Below are 19565 nucleotides of genomic sequence, written 5' to 3' on the forward strand. Positions count from 1 at the left end.
GGTGATAGCTGGTAGTACGTAGGCCTGATAAGCGTAGCGCCATCAGGCTGCCGGATGGCGGCTTTGCCTTATCTGGCCTACAAGCCGTCTCGATTAAACCACCATACCCAGCAGCAGACACCCTACCAGACCGCAGACGGAGATAATGGTTTCCAGCATTGACCATGACTTGATGGTTTCACCGATGGTCAGGTTGAAGTACTCCTTGAACAGCCAGAAGCCAGGATCGTTCACGTGGGAGAAAATGACGGAACCGGAACCCACTGCAATAACCATCAGCTCCGGGCTTACGCCGGTGGTCGCAATCAGCGGCGCCACAATCCCGCCTGCAGTAATTGCTGCAACGGTTGCAGAACCCAGGGCGATACGCAGTACCGCAGCAATAGACCATGCCATCAGCAGCGGAGACACGTTAGAGCCGTGCATCATTGAAGCGATGTATTTGTCGACGCCGCTATCCACCAGGACCTGTTTGAAGGCACCACCACCACCGATGATCAACAGCATCATCGCGATGATTTTGATTGAGGACACCAGCGTGTCGTTAATCTGATCCATCGAACGTCCACGGTTCAGACCAAACGTGAACATCGCAATCAGCACCGCGATAAGCGTCGCCATGACCGGGTCGCCGAGGAATTCCGCAACCGTCAGGAAAGCATGGCCTTTTGGCAGGATCATCTCTGCCACGGCGCGCATGGCCATCAGAATGACCGGTACCAGAGAGGTCCAGACGCTGACGCCAAAGCCTGGCATTTCTTCTTCAGTGAAGGTTTTCGCGCTGTACAGGCCTTCCGGGATCGGCTTATCGATGCCTTTCAGGAAACGTGCGTAGACCGGACCTGCGAGAATGACGGTCGGGATTGCCAGAATCGTACCAAACAGCAGGGTTTTACCCATATCGGCGTGGAAAATGGTCGCGATAGCGGTCGGGCCCGGGTGCGGCGGCAGGAAGCCGTGAGTTACGGACAGCGCAGCGGCCATCGGCACACCCACGTACAGCAGCGGAATATTCGCAGCAGCAGCGATGGTGAATACCAGCGGCAGCATCAGCACGAAGCCGACTTCGTAGAACAGGGCAAAACCAACGGTGAAGCCGGTTAAGACCACCGCCCATTGAATGTGTTTTTTGCCGAATTTAGCAATCAGCGTGGTCGCAATGCGCTGCGCACCGCCGCAGTCCGCCAACATTTTGCCCAGCATGGCGCCAAAACCCATAATCAGGGCGAGGCTGCCAAGGGTTCCGCCGACACCGGCTTTAATAGAACCAATGACTTTATCCAGTGGCATCCCTTGCATCAATCCGACAGCAAGCGCCACCAGGACGAGAGCGATGAAACCGTTCATTTTGAAACGGATCATCAGGAGGAGTAACAAGATTACACCGATAGCAACGATGACTAATGGCATGATTTACCTGGCCTTTACTTTGTTATGGGTAACGTCAGTGTTTAGATGACAAATTCCGATTGTCCCGACCGGGAACAGAGTATTCACAGCACCAATGCTGATTGCCTGTAAAACTAATCAGTTTAGCTGGCTGTTATGTGCGTCTTGGGTGCTGATACGAATGATACGGGTAACATACCGCACTTGAAAATCACCTGGGCAGGCAAAATTTAAATTATGAGAAGCGGGTCAAATTATGGAGGGTTTTATTGCAGAAATGTAACAGAGGAATGTTGGCCCGGTTAGGTCGAGGGCCGGATAACGCCTTAACGCAACTATCCGGCATCAATGCCCGATGACGACGCTGATGCGTCTTATCGGGGCTGCGAATACTCTACTTGTCTGGTCGTTAGTAGTAAGAGTGCTCGCCACGCTGGTGTTCGGTTAAATCACGAACGCCTTTCAGTTCGGGGAATTCAGCCAATAGCTGTTTCTCGATACCTTCTTTCAGCGTAACGTCGACCATTGAACAGCCGTTACAGCCGCCGCCAAACTGCAGAATGGCGAAGCCTTCATCGGTAATTTCCATCAGAGAGACACGACCACCGTGGCCAGCCAGCTGTGGGTTGATCTGCGATTGCAGCATGTACTCCACGCGTTCCATCAGCGGCGCATCATCGGCAACTTTGCGCATTTTCGCGTTCGGTGCTTTCAGGGTCAGCTGAGAACCTAATTGGTCAGTGACGAAATCGATTTCTGCATCTTCCAGATACGGTGCGCTCAGTTCATCAACATATGCGGTCAGCAGAGAAAATTTAATGGCGGTGTCGGTTGCTTCCACGGCGTCCGGCGGACAATAAGAAACGCCACATTCAGCGTTAGGCGTGCCGGGATTGATCACAAATACGCGGATTTGTGTCCCTTCTTCCTGATTTGCCAGCAGTTTGGCAAAGTGCGCTTGTGCAGCATCGGAAATATGGATCATAGTAATGGCCTAATAGTTGACTATTTTACTTGGTTATAATACGCCCATCATCGAGGCTCTACAAGGTTCGACACAGGCACCATACCTGGACAGTCGCCGCGCCGTTGCGTAAAAGCAGCTGCGCGATTTCCGCGACGGTACTTCCGGTAGTGACGACATCATCCACAATAACCATATGGAGTCCCTGCACCGGCAATTCAAGGCAAAAGGCGTTTTTCAGGTTACGTTTGCGTAACCGGGCGCTGAGATGGTGTTGTGTGGCGGTCGCCCGCACCCGTGTTATGGCCCGGCTGTTCCAGTCACAGCCCAGCCAACGTGCCAAAGGACGGCATAGCAAGTCGCTTTGATTAAATCCCCTGCGCCAATGACGGCGTTGCCAGAGCGGTACGCTGATGAGCCTGTCTGGCAGAGGAAGACCGCTGACGCGCCGGGCCTGCAATACCTCCAGCAACAGCAGACGTGCCAGCGCAGGGGCTATTTCGCTGTGTTGTGAAAATTTAAGCTGGTGGATAAGCCCGCTTACTGGCGGAATATAATCGCTGACTGAAACCAGGCGCTGCCACGGCGGTGGTTTTTGTAGGCAACGACCACAGGGAACCGAGGTGTGAATGGCCGGTAGCCCGCACTGCGGGCACAGGCTGTCATGCTGGCGTATAGCTTGTGTGCACACAGAGCAAATCCCCCAGTGCCCCAACCTCAGCGGCATTCGGCATAGCCAGCATAATCCGGGTACTGTTAGCATAGAGACATCCTTGTTAGCTAAAAGAGAACAGTAACTGATGAATGACATCTGGTGGCAGACCCAGGGTTCGGGAAATTGCCATCTTGTGCTGCTGCACGGATGGGGACTGAATGCAGAGGTGTGGAATTGCATAAGCGAGGAACTGAGCTCGCATTTTACGCTGCATCTTGTCGACTTACCGGGATTTGGCCGTAGTCAGGGTTTTGGCGCGATGTCGCTGGAAGAGATGACCGAACGGGTATTAAGACAGGTTCCGGGGAAAGCCGTCTGGCTCGGCTGGAGTCTGGGCGGTCTGGTGGCGAGCCAGGTCGCATTGACCCATCCTGAGCGCGTTCAGGCGCTGGTGACCGTTGCCTCTTCTCCCTGCTTTAGTGCGCACGAAACGTGGCCGGGCATTAAACCGGAGGTACTGGCTGGCTTCCAGCAGCAGCTAAGCGCAGACTTCCAGAAAACGGTAGAGCGTTTTCTGGCATTGCAGACGATGGGCACGGAAACCGCGCGTCAGGATGCTCGGGCGTTGAAAAAAACGGTACTGGCGCTCCCCATGCCGGATGTCGAGGTGCTCAATGGCGGGCTGGAGATCCTGAAAACGGTCGATCTGCGTGAACCGTTGTGTGCGTTGAACCTGCCGTTCCTGCGTTTATACGGTTATCTTGATGGCCTGGTCCCGCGTAAAGTGGTGCCAATGCTGGATGCTCTGTGGCCGCAGAGTGAGTCACTGGTGTTTGCTAAAGCCGCTCATGCGCCGTTTATCTCACATCCTGCCGAGTTCTGCGCAGCGCTGGTGGCGTTAAAACAGCGGTTATAAATCCGTTGCGTTGCCCGGCACAGCCACGCTTGCCGGGCCTGAGATTAATGGCTACGCGTAGCCAGATCCTCAGCGGTCAGACCGGTAATTCTGAAGATGGTCAGCGGGTCTATACCATCAGCCTGCATGGTTGATGCAATACGTAAAGCTTCCTCTCGTTTACCTTGTTGCAGACCTGTTTGTAACCCCTCTTGTAACCCTTTTCTATGACCTTCCTGAAGACCATTAAGGTGCCCTTCCTGACGTAATCTTTCGGCGATAGTCATCAACTTTTCCTTATGTTGGGGTAAACGTTCGGCGACTTCATGAAGAAATTCGCCAAAATGTGTGGTGTTCCCGGCCTGCATTAAATAATTAAACAAGGCTTTCAACTGGTTGTCATTAGCGTGTCCTTTAACAAGCAGGATGGCCAGTTTTTCTACCAGCCCCATCAAATCGCGTTTACGAATATGTTTTTGGATAAGTTCCAGCAGCGCCATCCGGCGATGCTGCATGATCTCGTCATCGGGCACGACGGTGATATCGATCAGTGGAAACGCGGTGCTATAAAGTTGTCTGGCGGATTTTGGGTCATCAAACTCGTCCAGCCAACAAAGTGAGTAGGGGTATGGGCTTGCTGAGCCATGATAAAAAAGCATAGGTATCACCAGCGGGAGTTTCTTGTGGCCTGCAGCCAAATGACGATGCATTACCGCAATGGCATAACGCATTAGCCGAAACGCCATATGGGCATCGGCGGTACTCTGATGCTCAATGATGGTGTAAATATAGCCATCGCCTTCGCATGTTTTTAACGACCACAGCACATCAGAGTAGTATGCGCGCAAATCGTCCTCAATAAAGCTGCCCGATTCCAGTTGTAGCGTTTTCAGATCGCACAGTTTTTGCAAAGAGGCTGGAAGATGGAGCTGAAGAAAGTCACGTGCGGTCGCTGGGTGGTTTAAGAACGTTTTGAAAATCGCGTCATGTGGCGTAGTAGAAGTGTCAGTATTCATGGCGATCCGTCACCTGAGAAACAAGATGACGAGACTCTACTTTCCTGGTCGCCAGTAAGCATCCACGAATTAATAATGGTGCGCGGTAGGCTGAAAGATAGATCTGTTTTGCTGAAACAGAGATCTCTTCGTGGAATCCATTACGCAAAAAGCCGGATATCAGCGTAAACGCTTTATCCGGCCTGGACGTTTGCATCATTTGTAGGCCGGATAAGCGTCGCGCCATCCGGCATCGAACTAGCGTAAAGCCCACCACTCGCGCAGGCAGGCTTTGCCTTCCGGGCAGCTTTTGCAGCTTCCGGACAGACACCCATCGGCATCCTCCTGAATCCGCACCGCTTTGCCCATCTTTTCTAACTGATTCAGCATGGCGTCAATCATTGGCTGCGGGGTATGCAGCGTGTGGCTAATTTGCTTCGCCTCCATGCGCCCCCGCAGAGCCAGTAAATCACGAACCTGAATAAGCGATGCCATCGTCTATAACCTTAGTGGCAATCGCCAGTGGTGCTGGAACAGCAAGAACTCGCCGTCCTGTTGGTCGCCAGCAGCGCGAGATCCACCCGACTACGGGCACGACGCAGCAGGCCCAGCAACACGATGTTAAACAAGATGACCGCTAAAATGCACACCAGACTGTAGGTCGGGTGCTCTTTGTAGCTGACCGTCTGATAAAACAACGTCGACAGAGAGTAGGCAATGTTCAGACCCCACAGAATCGAGAAGCTCATCCAGCCGCGGCTGGACTCACGTGCGATGGCGCCCATCACAGAAATGCACGGTACATACAGCAGCACGAAAATCAGATAGCTGTATGCCGCAGCAGCGCTGCCGAATTTCTCGCCCATCACGCCCATCGCGCCAGTTGCCATCTCACCGTCACCTTTACTGGCTTCGATAGGGTTGGCCAGCACGCTCAGGCTGAAGGTGTCTTTCAGGCTTTGCCAGGTTTCATCCACCGCACCGAGCAGCTCGTCACCGAGGTGGAAATCTGCCGGATTGAACTCTTCTTCCTGAATATTTTCTGCGGTATAGAGCGTGTTAAGTGTCCCAACAACCACTTCTTTTGCCATCGCACCGGTGAACAGACCGACGGTTGCCTGCCAGTTATCTTCGTGAACGCCAATCGGCTTGAAGACTGGGGTAATGACGCGGCTGACGGAGGCCAGAGCAGAATCGTTAATGTTGTCGACGATTTTCCCGCTCAGCGAGAAGCTGTTGAATGCGCTGAGGAAAATGCTGACGATGATAATGACTTTACCGGCACGCAGGACAAAGCCTTTCAGACGCTGCCAGGTCTGAATGATCAGACTCTTAATGTGCGGCACGTGGTACACCGGCAGCTCCATCACAAACGGCGTGGCTTCGCCGCGCATAATGGTGTGCTTGAGCATCAGGCCGGTCAGTACCGCCATAACGATACCTAGTACGTACAGCGAGAAGACCGCCAGTGCGCCGTTCTGACCAAAGAAAGCCGCGGCAAAGACGGCGAAAATCGCCAGGCGTGCGCCGCAGGACATAAACGGCGCCATCATAATGGTCATCAGACGCTCACGCGGGGCGTCCAGCGTACGTGCGCCCATTACTGACGGTACGTTACAGCCGAAGCCGACAATTAGCGGGACAAACGATTTACCTGGTAATCCCAGCGCCTGCATCAAACGGTCCATCACAAACGCAGCACGCGCCATATAGCCGGAGTCTTCGAGGAACGAGAGGAACAGATACATCATGCCGATTTGCGGTACCAGCGGCAGGACGGTGTTAATCCCGCCGCCAAGACCCTGTGCCAGGAAGATGGTCAGCCAGTCCGGGAAGTGCAGGGTGTAGCCAATCCACTGAATACCATGGATAAAGAGCGCCACGGAGCCGACGTCAAATAACGGCTGCAGCGCACCACCGATGTTGATGGCGAGCAGGAACATCAGGTACATCACGAACAGGAAAATCGGCAACCCGAGGAAGCGGTTGAGGATGATTTTGTCAACCGCGGTAGTGAAGCGGCTCGGTTCTGCGGTCAGAGTGTTGCTGACGGTATCGCAGATAGCGGCAATGCACTGGTAACGGGCATCGGCAATATGCAGCGCCGGATCGTCCATCGTTTCGCTCAGACGAGCAACGGCAGCATCCAGGTTTTGCGCGGCATCACCGGCGTAAGCGCGGCTGTAAATATCGCCTTCCAGCATCTGCAGGCCCAGCCAGCGACGCTGTTGCAGCGGCATCTCTTTGGCCATCGCGTCTGCCAGAGCGTCGGCTTCACGCAGCAGCGGTTGGGCATAATGCACCAGCTCGACGGTGTCGTTTTCCTTGTAGCGATCGATAGCCAGCTTCAGGGCTTCAATCCCGCGGCCACGGGTAGAAACCAGCGGTACTACCGGACAGCCCAGGCGGGCGGAAAGGGCATCGATCTCAATACGGACCTGCTGCTTCTCAGCAATATCCAGCATGTTCAGCGCGACGATGCAGGGGATGCCCAGCTCAAGCAGTTGCAACGTCAGGTAGAGGTTGCGCTCAAGGTTTGACGCATCGACCACGTTGATCAACAGATCCGCATCACCGCTTAAAATGTAGTGGCAGGCAATCTGCTCATCGAGAGAGGTTTGGGATGAGATTGTCGTCAGAGAATAGGTGCCGGGTAAATCGACCAGCGTGACCTGATGGTCTGTGGTCGCGAAATGACCTTCTTTACGCTCGACGGTCACACCAGCCCAGTTACCCACACGCTGGCGTGCACCGGTAAGCTGATTGAATAAGGTTGTCTTGCCGGAATTAGGATTACCAATTAAACCAATGGTTAGTTTTTTCATTTTTATAGACTCACTGTATTAACAGGAAACCGCTTCCACTTCTAATAACGCCAGATCTTTTTTCCGCAACACCAGGCTGACTCGGCGTGTTTCAATATGGATAGGATCGCCTAACGGGGCGACGCGTACCACGTTGAAGGAGGAGCCTGGCAGCATGCCGAGCGACAACAGCTTCTGCCGGTACGCCGGACTGATATCACGAGAAAAACCGGTAATTTTCCACGCAGTGTCTGGAGTGAATTGCATAGGGACCTACTTATATCTCGCTAACTGGATGATTACCTCATGGGGCGAAAGGCGGCATGAGACCAGATGATTAGCCAACGAAGGAAAGAGTAAATAATCAACAAAACAATGATAATGAGAATGGTTTCTATCATCAATAGAATAAATGTGACGGGATGTTGGATTGAAAAATAATTTGAGTCAATTTTGATATGGCTCAATATTTATTCTGGTCTGACACGAATGATTCGAGGGAGAAATTATTGGATTTTCTTAATGTTTAATTAAGGTTTCAGCTGTTAATAAAGTGATAAATATATTGTAAGAAAAAGCGGGAAATAGAGTAAATATGCCGGATGGCGATGTTTAAGCGCCTTATCCGACATACACATTAATTACGACAACCTGGCCGGATAAGGTGTTTATACCGTTATCCGGCACAAGATTAAAACTTAACGTTTTTTACCCATTGCCGCCGCCAGCGCATCCATCATCGCGCTGTTGCCCGCAGGCTGCGCGTCACGTCCGCGTGGTTTTGCGGCTTTCGGGGCCGGGCGGTTGCCCTGATTGCGATCGTTGCCGCCGCCGCGACGCGCATTGGTTTCGCCCGGCTGTTCGTCCAGACGCATGGTCAGGGCGATACGCTTACGTTGCAGGTCCACTTCCAGCACTTTCACCTTCACAATGTCGCCCGCTTTCACCACGGTGTGTGGATCTTCAACAAATTTGTTCGACAGAGAGGAGATATGCACCAGACCGTCCTGATGAACGCCGATATCGACAAACGCACCAAAGTTGGTGACGTTGGTGACTGCGCCTTCCAAAATCATGCCAGGCAGCAGGTCGTTCATGGTTTCTACGCCGTCAGCAAACTGTGCGGTTTTGAATTCAGGACGTGGGTCACGACCTGGTTTTTCCAGCTCTTTGATGATGTCGGTGACGGTTGGCACCCCGAAGCGTTCGTCGGTGAAGTCGGACGCTTTGAGATGACGCAGTGCGTCGCTGTTGCCCATCAGGTCACGCAGCGATTGCTCGGTTGCTGCCAGAATGCGTTCCACTATCGGGTAGGCTTCCGGGTGAACGGTAGAGGCATCCAGCGGGTTATCGCCGTGGTTGATACGCAGGAAGCCCGCGCACTGTTCAAAGGCTTTTGGCCCCAGACGACTGACTTTTAGCAACTGCTGGCGGTTCTGGAACTGACCGTTCTCATCGCGCCAGGCGACGATGTTTTGCGCCATCATGCGCGTCAGGCCGGCAACGCGGGTCAGCAGCGGTACGGAGGCGGTGTTCAGATCGACGCCGACGGCGTTCACACAGTCTTCCACTACCGCATCCAGCTTACGCGCCAGCTGGGTCTGGCTAACGTCGTGCTGATACTGGCCCACACCGATAGATTTCGGATCGATTTTCACCAGTTCAGCCAGTGGGTCCTGCAGACGGCGAGCAATAGATACTGCGCCACGCAGCGACACATCGAGGTCCGGGAACTCCAGCGCCGCCAGTTCAGAGGCAGAGTAAACCGATGCCCCGGCTTCACTGACGATCACTTTCTGTGCGCTCACTTGCGGGAATTGCTTCTGTACGTCGAGGAAGAAACGCTCGGTTTCGCGCGACGCCGTACCGTTACCAATTGCCACCAGCTCAACGTTGTATTTCTCACATAACGCCGCAACGGCAACGGCGGCTTTGGCAGCCTGTCCGGTATGCGGATAAATGGTGTCGGTGGCGACCAGCTTGCCTGTCCCGTCAACAACCGCCACTTTTACACCGGTACGCAGGCCCGGATCGAGACCCATGGTGGCGCGCAGCCCGGCGGGCGCCGCCATCAGCAGGTCGTGCAGGTTGCGGGCAAAGACGTTGATTGCTTCATCTTCTGCGCGTTCGCGCACGGTGCCCATCAGTTCGGTTTCGAGGTGCATCAGCACCTTAATGCGCCATGTCCAGCTGACAACGCCTTTACGCCAGCTGTCTGCCGGTGCGTTGTTCAGTCGCAGGCCAAGGTGATCCTGAATGATTTGCTCGCCGTGGCTCTCTTTCGGCGGCTCATCGAACTGCGGATCGGCATTCAGGGACAGCTGTAAAATGCCTTCGTTACGGCCGCGGAACATGGCCAGCGCACGGTGAGACGGCACGGTAGAAATCGGTTCGTGGTGATCGAAGTAGTCGCGGAATTTCGCGCCTTCCTCTTCTTTACCGCTTACCACGGTGGAAACCAGATGCGCGTTCTTCCACAGGTAGTCACGCACTTTCGCCAGCAGCGCGGCATCTTCAGCGAAGCGTTCCATCAGGATGTAACGTGCGCCGTCGAGGGCGGCTTTGGTATCCGCCACGCCGTTGTCGGCATTGAGATATTTAGCGGCTTCCGTTTCCGGGTGGTGAGACGGCTCGTTCCACAACAGGTCTGCCAGCGGCTCCAGTCCGGCCTCAATAGCGATCTGCCCACGGGTGCGGCGTTTAGGTTTGTACGGCAGATAGAGATCTTCGAGTTCGGTCTTACTTAATGTGCCGTTGATCGCGTTCGCCAGGTCGTCGGTTAGTTTGCCTTGCTCGCCGATAGATTTCAGGATCGCCTGACGGCGGTCTTCCAGTTCACGCAGATACCCCAGACGGGTCTCCAGATTACGCAGTTGCGTATCATCCAGACCGCCGGTGATTTCCTTACGATAACGTGCGATAAACGGCACGGTGTTCCCTTCGTCAAGCAGGCGAACGGCAGCTTCTACCTGTTCAGCACGAGCCTGAATTTCACCTGCGATAATGCGGCAGAAAGAATCATTCATCATGGATAGCTTCGTCTATAGGATAAAAAATCAGGGGATAGTTATACGGATTGACTGGCAAAAATGCCAGTCATCTACAGGGGCTTCGGATTGTTCCGGTCTCACTTCACGTATTCGATCTCATTGACGTACCAGCTGGCTTCCCCGGCAGGGGTGTTCACCACCGCGAGATCGCCGACCTCTTTTTTCAGCAGGGCACGCGCCATGGGGGAATCGATAGAGATGTAATCTTTACGACCGAAGATCTCATCATAACCAACAATACGGAATTTGCGGATGTCGCCATTGTCGTTTTCAATCTCGACCCACGCGCCAAAGAAGACTTTGCCTTCCTGTTGCGGGGAGTAGTCGACGATTTTCAGGTTCTCCATGCACTTGGTCAAATAACGGACGCGGCGGTCGATCTCGCGCAGGCGCTTTTTATTATACTGGTAGTCGGCATTTTCGCTGCGGTCGCCCAGGCTTGCGGCCCAGGTAACTTTTTTGGTGACTTCCGGGCGCTCTTCACGCCAGAGATAATTGAGCTCTTGTTTAAGTTTTTCATACCCTTCACGGGTTATCAGGGGCGTTTTCATCTTATTGTTTTACCTTCGACTCTGTGATGATGCGCACAATTAGTATTACGTGAGCATATCAACAGAATAAATAATGTATTGCGAGAAACATTGTATACTTAAGCTGCTGTTTAATATGCTTTGTAACAATTTAGCCTGGAATTCATACCAGAATTCGCTGGTGACTCACGCGAGCTTTCTTAAGAATATACACTTAATTGTTGCGAACCTTTGGGAGTAATAACAATGCAAGAGAACTATAAGATTCTGGTGGTCGATGACGACATGCGCTTGCGTGCGCTTCTGGAACGTTATCTGACCGAGCAGGGCTTCCAGGTTCGAAGCGTCGCAAACGCTGAGCAGATGGATCGTCTGCTGACCCGTGAGTCCTTCCACCTGATGGTGCTGGATTTAATGCTGCCAGGAGAAGATGGCCTGTCAATTTGCCGCCGCCTGCGCAGTCAAAGCAACCCGATGCCGATCATTATGGTCACAGCGAAGGGCGAAGAGGTTGACCGTATCGTTGGGCTGGAAATCGGTGCTGACGATTACATCCCGAAACCTTTTAACCCGCGTGAACTGCTGGCGCGTATTCGCGCGGTGTTGCGTCGTCAGGCGAACGAACTGCCGGGCGCGCCTTCTCAGGAAGAAGCGGTTATCGCTTTCGGTAAGTTTAAGCTGAACCTGGGGACGCGTGAAATGTTCCGCGAAGATGAGCCTATGCCGCTCACCAGCGGTGAATTTGCGGTGCTGAAAGCGTTGGTAAGCCACCCACGTGAACCGCTATCCCGCGATAAACTGATGAACCTGGCCCGTGGGCGTGAGTACTCTGCGATGGAACGTTCCATCGACGTGCAGATTTCTCGTCTGCGTCGTATGGTGGAAGAAGACCCGGCTCATCCTCGTTATATTCAGACCGTATGGGGTCTGGGCTACGTTTTTGTTCCGGACGGTTCTAAAGCATGAGGCGAATGCGCTTCTCGCCACGAAGTTCGTTTGCTCGCACGTTATTGCTTATCGTCACCTTGCTGTTTGCAAGCCTGGTGACGACCTACCTTGTGGTGCTGAACTTCGCGATTCTGCCGAGCCTCCAGCAGTTTAATAAGGTCCTGGCCTACGAAGTCCGTATGCTGATGACTGATAAACTGCAGCTGGAGGACGGTACGCAACTGGTAGTGCCACCTGCATTTCGTCGGGAAATTTACCGTGAGCTCGGTATTTCCCTCTACTCCAACGAAGCCGCTGAAGAAGCAGGTCTGCGTTGGGCGCAACACTATGAATTCTTAAGCCATCAGATGGCGCAGCAGTTGGGTGGCCCAACGGAAGTACGTGTTGAGGTCAACAAGAGCTCGCCTGTCGTCTGGCTGAAAACCTGGCTGTCGCCCAACATCTGGGTACGCGTACCGCTCACTGAAATCCATCAGGGTGACTTCTCACCGCTGTTCCGCTATACGCTGGCGATCATGCTGCTGGCTATTGGTGGCGCGTGGCTATTTATCCGTATTCAGAACCGGCCGTTGGTGGATCTTGAACATGCGGCGTTACAGGTGGGGAAAGGTATTATTCCGCCGCCGCTGCGCGAGTATGGCGCCTCTGAGGTGCGCTCTGTGACCCGAGCCTTCAACCATATGGCCGCCGGCGTAAAACAGCTGGCCGATGACCGTACGCTGTTAATGGCGGGCGTGAGCCATGATTTACGCACCCCGCTTACGCGTATCCGTCTGGCGACGGAAATGATGGGTGAAGAAGACGGCTACCTCGCGGAGTCCATCAACAAGGACATCGAAGAGTGTAATGCCATTATCGAACAGTTCATCGATTATCTGCGAACGGGTCAGGAGATGCCGATGGAAATGGCCGATCTGAACTCGGTATTAGGTGAAGTGATCGCGGCAGAAAGTGGTTACGAGCGTGAAATTGATACTGCATTACTTCCTGGCGTCATTCAGGTGAAGATGCACCCACTGTCTATCAAACGCGCGGTTGCTAATATGGTGGTTAACGCTGCCCGCTACGGTAATGGCTGGATTAAGGTCAGTAGCGGTATGGAAGCGCATCGCGCCTGGTTCCAAGTCGAAGATGACGGGCCGGGTATCAAACCGGAACAGCGTCAACACCTGTTCCAGCCGTTTGTACGCGGTGACAGCGCGCGTAGCACCAGCGGCACGGGCCTGGGGCTGGCGATTGTGCAGCGTATTATCGATAACCATAACGGTATGCTAGAAATTGGGACCAGTGAGCGGGGCGGGCTGTCGATACGCGCCTGGCTTCCGGTTCCATTCACGCGTGCGCAGGGGACAACGAAAGACGCGTAGAAAAAAGGGAGGCTAAATGCCTCCCTTTTTACTTACAGGATAAAGAGTAAACCTACTGGCTTAAATTGCTTTTAATTGATTAATTATAAATGGATTTTTTTGAATTAATAAAAGCAGTTTTCTTGGTGCCCCAGTGGGCTGACGTCGTTTCGTTTCCCAGCTTTTAACCAGGTCATAACTCACGCCAACAGCTATGGCAAAATCCTGTTGGCGTAACCCTGTTGCTTCGCGGATGGCTTTAACATCAATTTCGCTGAAGGTATGTACATGTTCAGGCTTAGGTGTTTCTTCACCTTTCTCTATACGCACCATTTCTTCTGCGCTGGCCAGCAAATCGGCAAATAATTCGTCTTTCATTTTGGCCTCACCACACCGGATCGCGGTGTCCTGATGAATAAAATTCCCATGATTAAATCAGCATATCGGATAAGTGCATTAAAACTCTTTTTTGCTCTTCGGTTAAATCATCCTGTTCATTTTTAGGATAGAGCAAAGCGAGATAGATTCGGCCTTTGCGCGTCACGTTGTAATAGATAACCCGAATACCGCTGCGTTTGCCCATACCAGAGCGACTCCAGCGAATTTTTTTGAATCCACCGGTACCAGCGATAGTATCTCCAGCCTCAGGGTTCTCTATAAGCGCCTCTTGAAAGGCGCGAAACTCATCGTCAGGCAAAAGTAACGGACGGCGTTTACTAAATCCCTGTAGCTCAATAAATGTGAACATGGCGCGTCCTGCGCATGGGGCTGATAGTGCAGATTATAGGTGTACCGAGTACATTTTAAAAGGTGTGCACAATAAAAAAACCCTTATCCTTTCGGATAAGGGGCTATATAACGGATCAAAAATTACAGCTTCGGACCGGCGCTGACTAACGCGGCGCCCGCAGGGGTGTCGGTGTACTTCTCGAAGTTCTCAATAAACAGTTTCGCCAGAGCATTGGCTTTTTCCTGCCACTGCTCCGGGGATGCGTAGGTATTACGCGGATCGAGAATACGTGTATCCACGCCCGGCAGTTCGGTTGGGATTGCCAGGTCAAACATCGGCAGACGGAATGTTTCTGCGTCATCCAGCGACCCGTTCAGGATGGCATCGATAATGGCACGGGTATCTTTGATTGAGATACGTTTGCCGGTGCCGTTCCAGCCGGTGTTAACCAGATAAGCCTGTGCGCCAGCCGCCTGCATGCGTTTCACCAGCACTTCTGCGTACTGCGTTGGGTGCAGTGACAGGAATGCTGCGCCGAAACAGGCAGAGAAGGTTGGCGTTGGCTCAGTAACGCCACGCTCGGTGCCAGCCAGTTTGGCGGTAAAGCCAGACAGGAAGTGATACTGCGTTTGATCGGCCGTCAGGCGAGAAACCGGTGGCAGTACGCCAAATGCGTCGGCGGTCAGGAAGATGACTTTGGTTGCATGACCCGCTTTTGACACCGGCTTAACGATATTGTCGATGTGATAAATCGGGTAGGAAACGCGGGTGTTCTCGGTTTTGGAACCATCATCGAAATCGATGGAGCCATCTGCGCGCACGGTGACGTTTTCCAGCAGGGCATCACGGCGGATCGCGTTGTAGATTTCCGGCTCAGCATCTTTAGACAGTTTGATGGTCTTCGCGTAGCAACCGCCTTCGAAGTTAAACACGCCGTCGTCATCCCAGCCATGCTCGTCATCGCCAATCAGGCGGCGTTTCGGATCGGTAGACAGCGTGGTTTTACCGGTACCGGATAAGCCAAAGAAGACCGCCACATCACCTTTTTCACCGACGTTTGCTGAGCAGTGCATCGATGCAATGCCTTTCAGCGGCAGCAGGTAGTTCATGACGGAGAACATACCTTTCTTCATCTCGCCGCCGTACCAGGTGCCGCCGATTAACTGAATGCGTTCAGTCAGGTTGAACGCCACGAAGTTTTCGGAGTTCAGACCCTGTTCTTTCCACTGTGGGTTAGTGCATTTAGCACCGTTCATCACGATGAAATCAGGTTTGAAATCAACCAGTTCTTCGTCGCTCGGGCGGATGAACATGTTTTTAACAAAATGTGCTTGCCAGGCGACTTCGGTAATGAAGCGCACGGAAAGGCGGGTATCCGCATTAGCACCGCAGAAAGCATCAATGATAAACAGACGTTTACCGGAGAGTTGATGGGTGACTAACCCTTTCAAATGCTCCCAGGTTTCCTGGGAAAGCGGTTTGTTGTCGTTCTTACCTTTACCTTTGTCTGACCACCAGAGTGTGTCTCGTGTGGTGTCGTCACGGACAATGTACTTATCCTTTGGCGAACGTCCGGTAAAGATACCGGTATCAACTGCAACGGCGCCCAGATTCGTTAACACGCCACGCTCGTAGCCTTCCAGGTTTGGATCAAGTTCTTCCTGATAAAGCGTGTCGTAGTCTGGGTTGTAAACGATATCCTGAACGTCATTGATACCATAAGCCTTGAGATCTTGCGGGGTTAAACTGTTGTTCGCACGCATTTCACTGCTCCTTAGCCAATATGTATTACCTGGAATAGTAAGGTTTTTTAGGGATTGCTAACCGCGACAAGGCTCATAGATTTACGCATCCGGTAATTCCACGAATAACCGAATACGCTGCGACTCCTGTCACAAAGAGGCGGATATTATGGCAGGAAACCCTTTTTTGTTGTGGAAAATGTTCTTAAAACGTTAATAGAGAGTGTTTTTGGCGGGAATCTTGTGAGTGTAATCGCATTCATGTAAGAAAGAAACGTAACTCAAACATAAACAATATCGATTCACCTCGCGCAGTTGGGGTCCGAAATGGACCGACAAATACTCATATTTGTGAAGTTGATGCGATAATTAGATTTTCTCTACTTTCTGGAAAACGACATGGACAGTGTTGAACTTTCACCAACGACCCGCTGGGGCATGGTCTTTATCGGACTGCTACAGGGGGGTCTGTGCTACCTGCTGATGGCGTATCTTGCCCCGCAGAACAGTGACTGGCTGTTCTACGGGATGCCTGTAACGATTGCGTTCTCCTCTGCGCTTTTGCTGACTGTCGTCTCATTTAAGCAACGTGCGCTATGGTGCTGGATGGCGCTGATCTGCGTGGTTGTGCTGGCGATGAGTGTGTGGCTGAAGTGGAGTGTGGCGGACAGTGACAGATGGCGACAGGATGACATTTTTTTTGCCTACGGCTGGCGCTTATTGTTGATGGCGATGCTGGCTTTGCCGTGGATGCAATATCAACTTCACGCACGTCGTGAACAGGCTCGCTATCCGCAGTTTTATACCTACCTGTGGCTTAATTCGCTGACGTTGCTAATCGCTGTTGTGGCTAACGGCCTGTTCTGGCTGGTGCTCCTGCTGTGGAGTGAAATGTTTCAACTGGTCGGAATCACCTTCTTCAACACGCTTTTCTTTGAGACTGACTGGTTTGTCTATCTGGCGCTTGGCCTGATCACCGCACTGGCAGTGGTGCTGGCGCGTACGCAGTCGCGCCTGGTTGCTGCGGTGCAAAAGTTGCTGACGTTCCTCGCCACAGGTTTACTCCCGCTGGTTGCACTGTTAGTGCTGATGTTTATGCTGACCCTGCCTTTCACCGGACTGGACGCTATCTCACGGCGCGTGTCAGCGGCGGGCCTGATGTCCACGTTGACGCTGATCTTCCTGTCGCTGATGGCCATTGTGCGCGAGCCGCGCAAAGAGGCGTTACCTTATCCTGGTGCATTACGTTATTTGATTAACGCTTCACTGGTTGTTGCTCCTCTCTATATGCTGATTGCCGGTTGGGCAATGTGGCTGAGAATTCATCAGTATGGCTGGACGCCTGAGCGTTTGTATGGCGCATTGGTGGTCTTTGTATTACTGGTGTGGTCCCTCGGCTATCTGGTCAGTATTTTGCGCGCGGGAGGCAACCCGCTCGATATTCAGGGAAAGGTCATTCTTGGCGTTTCGCTCCTGACATTGGGACTGTTGATTCTGCTGACGTCGCCGGTCATTGATGTCTGGCGTATTAGCGTCAACAGCCATATGGGACGCTACTACAGCGGGAAAATTACGGCGGACCAGGTCAGCCTGTATATGCTGGATCACAGCGGAAAACCCGGTCGCGCCGCACTGGAAGCATTACAAAAAGATGATGCGTTCAACAAAGACAGCAAACGCAGGCGTGATTTAAATGCCATTCTGCGAGGGCATCGCGATCCGGTAAATGAGCTGACGGCAACGCAGTTAGCGCCGAAGGTGATGATTGCACCGGGAAGCAAGAAGCCCGATGACGCGTTTTGGACGTTTTTAAAGGGACAACGCTACCGGATCGCCTCCTGTATCGAGCAGGATGCATGTGTGTTGGTGGATCAGGATCTCAACGCGGATGGGCAGCCCGAGCACGTATTGTATGCCTTTGGTGATGGGGAGAGTCTGGTCTTTGGCGTTAAGGAGAACAAATGGGTGTTGATTGCGACAGCCCGGCTACCGGAGGGATTCAATAAAGAGCAACTGCTGCAGGCGCTGGCGAATCATCAACTGGATTCGGCTCCCAGAGTCTGGCGGGATATCACCATTAATGGCAAACGACTGCTGATGACTTATCACAATGAGTAAATCTGTTGCCGGATGGCGGCGCGAGCGCCGTATCCGGCCGACAACAGTTTTACCGTAGGCCTTAAAGCTGCGCGCCACCGGGCAAAACGGGGATTAATGCACCTGTGGATCGGCAGGGGAGGCGTTGCTGCGGATCTCTGCAATATCCATGGCGTTAAACAGATAGTGGCTACCGCAATAATCGCAGTGCATATCGATCTCACCTTCTTCTGCCAGAATGCTGTCAACTTCTTCATCCGGCAGCGTTTTCAGAGCGCCTGCGCAGCGTTCGCGTGAACAGGTACATTTGAACTCAACATCCTGCGGATCGTAGAGGGTGACTTCTTCTTCGTGGTACAAACGCCACAGAACTTCGTTGGCTGGCAGCGTCAGCAACTCTTCGGCTTTGATGGTTTCTGTCAGTGCTGCAAGGTGATCGAAATCATCTGCCTGTGCGTTTTGCGCTGGCATGACCTGTAACAGCATACCGCCAGCAGCAGGTTTGCCGTCGACGTCGCCAGTACGGATAAACAGACGCGTCGGCAGCTGTTCAGAACGCATGAAGTAATCTTCCAGGCAGGCCGCCAGCGTGTCACCTTCCAGACCGACCACGCCCTGATAGCGTTCGCCTTCTTCCGGTGTAATGGTGATCACCAGGTAGCCGTTGCCAACCAGTGTTTTCAGATCGGCATCTTCAGGGATATCGCCCTGTATACGAGCCACTCCGCGCATTTGCTGGTTGTTGTTGCCGTTAATTACCGCCAGGCTCAACGGGCCGTCGCCTTGCAGTTGAACGGTGATATCACCGGCAAACTTCAGCGTCGCGGTCAGCAGACTGGTGGCAACCAGCAGCTCCGCCAGCACGGTTTTGACCGGCTGTGGGTAAGTATGATTTTCGAGGATCTGTTGCAGGGTTTGTGAAACGGTTACCAGTTCGCCGCGCACGGCAAAGTTTTCAAACAGATAACGATGTAATTGGTCATGTTGCGGCATAATCATCTCTCTTGCAGGTGACAGTCACTCGCTGTCGCCGTGTTTAAATCGTAACAGGTCGCGGCGCTCTTTTTTGTCCGGTCGCCTGTCCGGGTGCGGCATGGTTAACGCGTTAAGTTTACGCGCCAGCGCCATTTTTTCGCGTTTTTCCACGCTTTCCGCGGTTTCTTCATACAGCATAACGGCTTCAGTTGCCGGGCGACGCTGCTCGCTAATGGCTTTAATAATGACCGTCCGTTCGTCATTTCCCTGGCGCAGGGTGAGGGTGGCATTTAGCTCGACAATCTTACTCGGCTTGCTGCGCTGCCCGTTGTAATGCACCTTACCGCCTTCAACCATTTCGCGGGCGACTGCGCGCGTTTTATAAAAGCGTGCTGCCCACAGCCATTTATCCAGCCTGACTTCGACAGGGGGCTTCTCTTTCATG

General features: G+C 52.9%; 19 protein-coding genes. 4 read left to right on the forward strand and 15 right to left on the reverse strand.

Annotation, left to right across the window (positions count from 1 at the left end):
* Window positions 1-93: 93 nt before the first annotated feature.
* The 3 genes from gntT to gntX form a co-directional block, all read right to left on the reverse strand.
* Window positions 94-1410, reverse strand: a complete 1317-nt coding sequence (gene gntT, locus RYZ59_RS05760) for a gluconate transporter (protein ID WP_003023507.1) — start codon at window positions 1408-1410, stop codon at window positions 94-96.
* Window positions 1411-1798: 388 nt separating this feature from the next.
* Entirely contained in the window at window positions 1799-2374 is a 576-nt protein-coding gene (gene nfuA / locus RYZ59_RS05765) for a Fe-S biogenesis protein NfuA (protein ID WP_271448667.1), read from the reverse strand.
* Between the two features lie 58 nt (window positions 2375-2432).
* Entirely contained in the window at window positions 2433-3116 is a 684-nt protein-coding gene (gntX, locus tag RYZ59_RS05770) for a DNA utilization protein GntX (RefSeq protein WP_318045341.1), read from the reverse strand.
* A 37-nt stretch (window positions 3117-3153) separates the two neighbouring features.
* On the opposite strand from gntX, the gene bioH reads away from it, so the two are divergent.
* Window positions 3154-3924: a pimeloyl-ACP methyl ester esterase BioH gene (bioH, locus tag RYZ59_RS05775; RefSeq protein ID WP_318045339.1), complete on the forward strand. Its 771-nt coding sequence runs from the start codon at window positions 3154-3156 to the stop codon at window positions 3922-3924.
* A 44-nt stretch (window positions 3925-3968) separates the two neighbouring features.
* Here bioH and RYZ59_RS05780 read toward each other — a convergent pair whose 3' ends face one another.
* From RYZ59_RS05780 to greB, 7 genes are all read right to left on the reverse strand, one after another.
* On the reverse strand, window positions 3969-4919 hold the full coding sequence (locus RYZ59_RS05780; protein WP_318045337.1) for an Rpn family recombination-promoting nuclease/putative transposase: 951 nt from the start codon (window positions 4917-4919) through the stop codon (window positions 3969-3971).
* Window positions 4909-5118 carry a hypothetical protein gene (locus RYZ59_RS05785; RefSeq protein WP_202037554.1) on the reverse strand — a complete coding sequence of 70 codons (210 nt, stop codon included), beginning with the start codon at window positions 5116-5118 and terminating at the stop codon, window positions 4909-4911. The genes RYZ59_RS05780 and RYZ59_RS05785 overlap by 11 nt, the downstream gene beginning before the upstream one ends.
* Before the next feature lie 38 nt (window positions 5119-5156).
* The gene (feoC, locus tag RYZ59_RS05790; RefSeq protein ID WP_038634895.1) at window positions 5157-5393 is read right to left on the reverse strand and encodes a [Fe-S]-dependent transcriptional repressor FeoC; all 237 of its coding nucleotides are present in this window, start codon (window positions 5391-5393) and stop codon (window positions 5157-5159) included.
* Window positions 5394-5404: 11 nt separating this feature from the next.
* Window positions 5405-7723, reverse strand: a complete 2319-nt coding sequence (gene feoB, locus RYZ59_RS05795) for a Fe(2+) transporter permease subunit FeoB (RefSeq protein WP_318045333.1) — start codon at window positions 7721-7723, stop codon at window positions 5405-5407.
* Window positions 7724-7741: 18 nt separating this feature from the next.
* Complete coding sequence (gene feoA, locus RYZ59_RS05800; protein WP_115257296.1) at window positions 7742-7969, reverse strand: ferrous iron transporter A; 228 nt, start codon at window positions 7967-7969, stop codon at window positions 7742-7744.
* Window positions 7970-8400: 431 nt separating this feature from the next.
* Window positions 8401-10731 (reverse strand): Tex family protein, encoded by a 2331-nt coding sequence (locus RYZ59_RS05805; RefSeq protein WP_137383525.1) that lies wholly within the window; start codon window positions 10729-10731, stop codon window positions 8401-8403.
* 98 nt (window positions 10732-10829) lie between these two features.
* Window positions 10830-11303 carry a transcription elongation factor GreB gene (gene greB / locus RYZ59_RS05810; RefSeq protein ID WP_137383524.1) on the reverse strand — a complete coding sequence of 158 codons (474 nt, stop codon included), beginning with the start codon at window positions 11301-11303 and terminating at the stop codon, window positions 10830-10832.
* A gap of 225 nt (window positions 11304-11528) precedes the next feature.
* On the opposite strand from greB, the gene ompR reads away from it, so the two are divergent.
* Both ompR and envZ read left to right on the forward strand, forming a co-directional pair.
* The gene (gene ompR / locus RYZ59_RS05815; protein ID WP_001157751.1) at window positions 11529-12248 is read left to right on the forward strand and encodes a two-component system response regulator OmpR; all 720 of its coding nucleotides are present in this window, start codon (window positions 11529-11531) and stop codon (window positions 12246-12248) included.
* The gene (gene envZ, locus RYZ59_RS05820; protein WP_137383523.1) at window positions 12245-13597 is read left to right on the forward strand and encodes a two-component system sensor histidine kinase EnvZ; all 1353 of its coding nucleotides are present in this window, start codon (window positions 12245-12247) and stop codon (window positions 13595-13597) included. Before ompR ends, envZ begins: the two co-directional genes overlap by 4 nt.
* 60 nt (window positions 13598-13657) lie before the next feature.
* Here envZ and nadS read toward each other — a convergent pair whose 3' ends face one another.
* The 3 genes from nadS to pckA all read right to left on the reverse strand — a co-directional run bounded on the left by nadS (window position 13658) and on the right by pckA (window position 16069).
* Window positions 13658-13954 (reverse strand): NadS family protein, encoded by a 297-nt coding sequence (nadS, locus tag RYZ59_RS05825; protein ID WP_003837894.1) that lies wholly within the window; start codon window positions 13952-13954, stop codon window positions 13658-13660.
* Window positions 13955-14006: 52 nt separating this feature from the next.
* The gene (locus RYZ59_RS05830; RefSeq protein WP_318045324.1) at window positions 14007-14324 is read right to left on the reverse strand and encodes a type II toxin-antitoxin system RelE/ParE family toxin; all 318 of its coding nucleotides are present in this window, start codon (window positions 14322-14324) and stop codon (window positions 14007-14009) included.
* Between the two features lie 122 nt (window positions 14325-14446).
* The gene (gene pckA / locus RYZ59_RS05835) at window positions 14447-16069 is read right to left on the reverse strand and encodes a phosphoenolpyruvate carboxykinase (ATP) (RefSeq protein ID WP_318045321.1); all 1623 of its coding nucleotides are present in this window, start codon (window positions 16067-16069) and stop codon (window positions 14447-14449) included.
* A 378-nt stretch (window positions 16070-16447) separates the two neighbouring features.
* On the opposite strand from pckA, the gene RYZ59_RS05840 reads away from it, so the two are divergent.
* Entirely contained in the window at window positions 16448-18166 is a 1719-nt protein-coding gene (locus RYZ59_RS05840; RefSeq protein WP_318045318.1) for a DUF4153 domain-containing protein, read from the forward strand.
* 93 nt (window positions 18167-18259) lie between these two features.
* Here RYZ59_RS05840 and hslO read toward each other — a convergent pair whose 3' ends face one another.
* On the reverse strand, window positions 18260-19138 hold the full coding sequence (gene hslO / locus RYZ59_RS05845; protein WP_005121631.1) for an Hsp33 family molecular chaperone HslO: 879 nt from the start codon (window positions 19136-19138) through the stop codon (window positions 18260-18262).
* Window positions 19139-19162: 24 nt separating this feature from the next.
* Window positions 19163-19564: a ribosome-associated heat shock protein Hsp15 gene (gene hslR, locus RYZ59_RS05850; RefSeq protein WP_048213553.1), complete on the reverse strand. Its 402-nt coding sequence runs from the start codon at window positions 19562-19564 to the stop codon at window positions 19163-19165.
* Between the last annotated feature and the right edge of the window lies 1 nt (window position 19565).

Origin of the sequence: Citrobacter sp. HN-141, assembly GCF_033341895.1 — a bacterium.
In the GTDB taxonomy this organism is placed as follows: Bacteria; Pseudomonadota; Gammaproteobacteria; order Enterobacterales; family Enterobacteriaceae; genus Citrobacter.